Origin of the sequence: Rhodoferax sp., from assembly GCF_014859475.1 — a bacterium.
Taxonomy (GTDB): domain Bacteria; phylum Pseudomonadota; class Gammaproteobacteria; order Burkholderiales; family Burkholderiaceae_C; genus Rhodoferax.
In genome coordinates this window covers 1-5011 of record NZ_JACUUE010000183.1, presented here as the reverse complement: position 1 = coordinate 5011, position 5011 = coordinate 1, and the positions used below count along the sequence as shown (strand labels likewise).

Genomic DNA, 5011 nt, shown 5'->3' with positions numbered 1-5011 from the left:
TGGAGGACGACTTTCAAGGCGCCTGCATCCGCTGCGGTCTGTGCGTGCGCGACTGTCCCTATGACATTCTTAAACTGGCCACACCGAATATGCCAGTGGCCACGGGCACGCCGTTTTTTGTGGCGCGTGCCAAACCTTGCGAGATGTGCGAAAACATCCCCTGCGTCAAGGCCTGCCCCACCGGCGCGCTCGACCACAGCCTCACTGACATCAAAAAGGCCAAGATGGGCTTGGCGGTGCTGGTCGATCAGGAAACCTGCCTCAACTTTCTGGGCCTGCGCTGCGACGTGTGCTACCGCGTTTGCCCGGCCATCGACGAAGCCATCACGCTGGAGTTGCAACACAACCAGCGCACCGACAAGCACGCGCGCTTTCTGCCCACCGTGCATTCGCAGGCCTGCACCGGCTGCGGCAAATGCGAGGCCTCGTGCGTGCTCGAAGTGGCCGCCATCAAGGTCTATCCGATCAAGCTGGCCAAGGGCGAACTGGGCGCACATTACCAATTGGGCTGGGAAGAAAAACGCAAGGCCGGTGGCAAGTCGCTGGTGGAAAACCGCAATCTGGTGGACCTGCCCGACCGCCTGCCCGAGGGCGTGCAGTTGCCCGGCCACTGGGACCCTGGCAGCGCCGCACCGGCCATGCCCGCGCCCTTGAGCGATGAGGCGCCGCGATGAGCCACGCGCAACTCAAGCTGGCGCAGGAAGCCATCGAGGCCAAGGGCTGGTGGGGCGCGCACCGCTTTTTGATCATGCGGCGCGTGTCGCAACTGAGTATTCTGTTTTTGTTTTTGATGGGGCCGTGGCTGGGCTGGTGGCTGCTCAAGGGCAACCTGAATTACAGCCTGACACTGGGCGTGTTGCCGCTGGCCGACCCGCTGGTACTGCTGCAAAGCCTGCTCACAGGCCATGTGCCCGAGCGCAACGCCCTGCTGGGCGCGACGATCATTTTGCTGTTTTACCTGCTGGTGGGCGGGCGCGTGTTTTGCTCGTGGGTGTGCCCGGTCAACCTGGTGACCGATGCCGCCAGCGCGCTGCGGCGCAGGCTGGACATTCGCGGTGGCGCCGACTTGCCGCGCGCCACGCGCTACTGGCTTCTGGCGCTGATCTTGCTGCTGGCGGCCAGCACTGGCGGCATCGTGTGGGAGCTGGTGAGCCCGGTGTCAATGCTGCCGCGCGGCCTGCTGTTTGGCATGGGCGCGGGCTGGTTGCTGATTGGCGGCATCTTTGTGTTCGACCTGTTCGTCATGAAAAACGGCTGGTGCGGCCACCTGTGTCCGGTCGGCGCGTTTTACAGCTTGCTGGGGCGGTTCAGCCTGGTGCGCGTCACGGCCAACCGGCGCGCGGCCTGCAACGACTGCCTGGACTGCTTTACCGTGTGCCCCGAGCAGCAGGTGATCAAGCTGCCGCTCAAGGGTGCCAAAAAAGGCGCCAGCCCGCTCATCTTGTCGGGCAACTGCACCAACTGCGGCCGCTGCATTGACGTGTGCTCCAAAGATGTGTTCACCTTGAGCAACCGCTTCAAGCCCAAACTTGACCCTGATTTCGTTTGATCATTTCACCCGTGGAGACCCCCCTCATGAACAAGACCCTCAAAGTTTCCCTGTTGACTCTTTTGGCAGTGACGGTGGTGGCCTGCGCCAGCAGCGCGGTGCAGGTTGGCACGCTGCGCGAGGCCAGTGTGAGCAGCGCCGACACTGCGCCCGACGTCAAGCCCTACCTTGGCAAGCGCCCCGGACAGTTTGCGCTGATCGAACGCAGCTTTGCCAGCCAGCCGCCGCTGGTGCCGCACAACGTCGATGGCTTTGACATCAGCCAGACCGAAAACGCCTGCTGGGACTGCCACAGCAGCGACGAGTTCAAGGGCAAGAAAATGCCGATGGTGTCGAAAAGTCACCTGGTGAAAGGTACTGAAGCCAAGGCAGATCCCGAGCTCGACATGAAGCGCTGGCAATGCGACAACTGCCATGTGCCGCAGGTGGATGCCAAACCGCTGGTGGGCAACGACTTCACCAACCGCTGAGCGCGCATGGAAAGCGCGACCTTTGACGTTCAGCGGCTGCTCCCGGCGCTGCCGTTGTTTAGCGACCTGTCGCCGCCGGAGCGTGAGCGCATCGCCCAAGGCTGCCAGCTCAAGCATCTGGCCGGCAGTGAGACGCTGTTCCGGGCGGGTCAGCCCTGTGACGCGTTTTACGTGGTGGTGTCGGGTCAAATCAAGCTGTATGTGGCCTCCGGTGACGGCCACGAAAAAGTGATCGAGCTGATTGGTCCGAGCCGCAGTTTTGCCGAAGCCATGGTGTTCATGGGCAGCCCGCATGTGGTGAATGCGCAGGCACTGTCCGACACGCTGCTGCTGTGCGTGTGCAAACGGGCGGTGCTCGATGAAGTGGCGCGCGACCCGCGCTTTGCACTGCACATGCTGGCCGGCATATCGCGGCGCCTGCATGGCCTGATTCAGGACGTGGAAGGCTACGCGCTACACAGCGGCATGCAGCGCATGATTGGCTACCTGTTGCGCGATGCCGAAGCTGCGCAAAACGACGGCAGCCAGCCCAACTGCCTGACCGTGCATTTGCCAGCCAGCAAGGCCACGGTGGCGTCGCGCCTGTCGCTCACCCCCGAATATTTTTCGCGGGTGCTGCACGAGCTCGAAGCGCAGGGCCTGATCCGGATCGACAAGCGCGACATTCACATTGCTGACGTATCCAGGCTGGCCAGTTTCGGTTCGCGCTAGCGGTTGCCGGCCGGGGCTTTTTGTTGCTGGGCACACTATTTGTGCCGGTTATTGAACCACATCAAGGGTGCCATCACAACGCCGCGCCTACAGTGAAGCATCATCAACTCAAGGAGAATGTCATGATGCAGATCGTTCGAAGTGCAGCGCATGCAGTGTGGGCGCTGGCCTGCCTGCTGATGCTGTCGCTGGCCAGCCCGGCGTGGGCAGCAGACGCGGTGGTTGCCACCAAAACGGCGGCCGATGCAGCCATCGGCAAAAAATGCCTGAACTGCCACGGCCCTGAAGACCAGCCCGGTATTTACACCGAATGGAAAAACAGCCCGCACGCAGCCAATAATGTCGATTGCTATGACTGCCACAAGGCCAAGCCGGGCGAACCTGGCGCGTTTGAGCACAAGGGCGCGCTGATTCACGTGGTGGTCACGCCCAAGGATTGCGCCAGCTGCCACCAGACCGAAGTGGCGCAGCAACAACGCTCGCACCACGCCAAGGCCGGCAACATTCTGGCCTCGGTGGACAACTTGCTCGGCGAGGTGATCGGCGGCCCGGCCGCGGTTAATGCCGGCTGCAAGCAATGCCACGGCAGCACGGTGGAGGTGGATGCCAAGGGTAAGCCGACACCGCAAACCTGGCCCAACACCGGCATTGGCCGCAAGAATGTCGATGGCTCGCTGGGCTCGTGCTCGGCCTGCCACGCACGTCACGCCTTCTCGTCGGCCCAGGCACGCACACCCGAAACCTGCGGCAAATGCCACATGGGGCCGGACCATCCGCAGATCGAGATTTACAACGAATCCAAGCACGGCATTTTGTACAACGCCAACCTGGACAAAATGAACCTCAACGCGAAGAGCTGGGTGGCTGGCGTGGACTACACCGCCGCCCCCACCTGCGCCACTTGCCACATGGGTGCCACCAAAGACCAGAAGGGCACGCACGACGTGGGTGAACGCATCTCCTGGACGCTGCGCCCGGCCATCTCGTCCAAGATCAACATGATCCGCCTGGCCAATGGCGACGAGTTCGACCAACCCGAAAGCGCGCCGCTGCCCAAGGTGGGAGACGCCGTCAAGGGTTCGACCGTGACCGAAGTGCTAACCTGGGAGCAACGCCGCGACAAGATGAAAACAGTGTGCGCCACCTGCCACACCAGCAACACGGTGGATGGCCACTACAAGCAGTTCGACGACGTGGTTGACCTGTACAACGACAAGTACGCCAAGCCGATTGCCGCGGTCATGAAAGAGCTGGAAGACAAGGGCTACCTGACGCACCAGCCGATGGACGCCAAGATCAAGTGGACCTGGTTCGAAATCTGGCACCACGAAGGCCGCCGCGCGCGCCACGGTGCCTCGATGAACGGCCCCGACTACACCTGGTGGCACGGCATCTATGAAGTGAGCCAGCACACCTACTTCAAGTGGGTCCCCGAGCTCAAGGAAGTGGTCAAAGCCAAAGACGGCAATGAGAAGTTTGCCGACGAGTTGCTGGCCAAATACTTCAAGCCCATTGCCGGGCACGACTGGTTCTTCAACGGCATGGGCAAGGAGCAAATCGACAAAGTGCGCAAGGGCTATGAAGAACGCTATGGCGCGGGCTCGATGAAATAGGCGCGCGACGCACTCTGACCCCAACTGACTGAAACGGCTCTCTGATCACCAGAGAGCCGTTTTTTTGACCTCATCTTTACCCCGGAAGGCAACCCATGATGAACACTTCGATTCGAAAAAACTTGATGTTTGGCTGCGCCGCTTTGCTGAGCGTATTCGCCTTGTGGTCGGCCCAGGCCGCCATGAACCCTGACCTGATCGCGCAAGGCGACCAGCAGTGGGCGGCCGGCCAGCTTGACGCGGCACAACGCACGTTTGAGCAAGCAGTTCAAGCCGAGCCGCGCTCGGTCAAGGCCCACATGAAACTGGCCGGGCTACAGCTGAGCCGGCAAGACTTTGCCGCCAGCATTGCCACCTACCAGCGCAGCATCGGGCTCAACGCCCATAACGACAAGGCCTGGCTGGGCCTGGGATTTGCCTACCTGCACACTGGGCAAAATGGTCTCTCGTTGGCCGCTTTCAATGAGGCGGTGCGGATCGAACCGGGCCATCAGGAAGCGCTGGCAGCGATGCTGGTCAAGCTGGCAACGCCCTGAAAAAAAAACGTACCGACACGGTTAGCGTCACTGCGAGCCCTCCGTACCTGGTCCGATACCGCACACGGACCTTGAACCGTCATCGCGAGCGTAGCGCGGCGATCCATGACTTCCGGGGTCATGGATTGCGTC

Annotated in this window: 6 protein-coding genes; all 6 read left to right on the top strand. The window is 61.7% G+C overall.

Going from position 1 to position 5011, the window contains the following annotated elements:
• The coding region (gene napG, locus IBX54_RS12450) for a ferredoxin-type protein NapG (protein WP_296542975.1) at positions 1-674 on the top strand (674 nt) is incomplete at its 5' end.
• Complete coding sequence (gene napH / locus IBX54_RS12445) at positions 671-1549, top strand: quinol dehydrogenase ferredoxin subunit NapH (RefSeq protein WP_296542974.1); 879 nt, start codon at positions 671-673, stop codon at positions 1547-1549. The genes napG and napH, both read left to right, overlap by 4 nt.
• A gap of 26 nt (positions 1550-1575) precedes the next feature.
• A complete protein-coding gene (locus IBX54_RS12440) occupies positions 1576-2019 on the top strand; it encodes a nitrate reductase cytochrome c-type subunit (RefSeq protein ID WP_296542973.1) in 444 nt (147 codons plus the stop codon).
• A 6-nt stretch (positions 2020-2025) separates the two neighbouring features.
• A complete protein-coding gene (locus IBX54_RS12435; protein WP_296542972.1) occupies positions 2026-2730 on the top strand; it encodes a Crp/Fnr family transcriptional regulator in 705 nt (234 codons plus the stop codon).
• 122 nt (positions 2731-2852) lie between these two features.
• Complete coding sequence (locus IBX54_RS12430; RefSeq protein WP_296542971.1) at positions 2853-4343, top strand: multiheme c-type cytochrome; 1491 nt, start codon at positions 2853-2855, stop codon at positions 4341-4343.
• 95 nt (positions 4344-4438) lie between these two features.
• Positions 4439-4879, top strand: a complete 441-nt coding sequence (locus tag IBX54_RS12425; RefSeq protein WP_296542970.1) for a tetratricopeptide repeat protein — start codon at positions 4439-4441, stop codon at positions 4877-4879.
• Positions 4880-5011 lie beyond the last annotated feature (132 nt).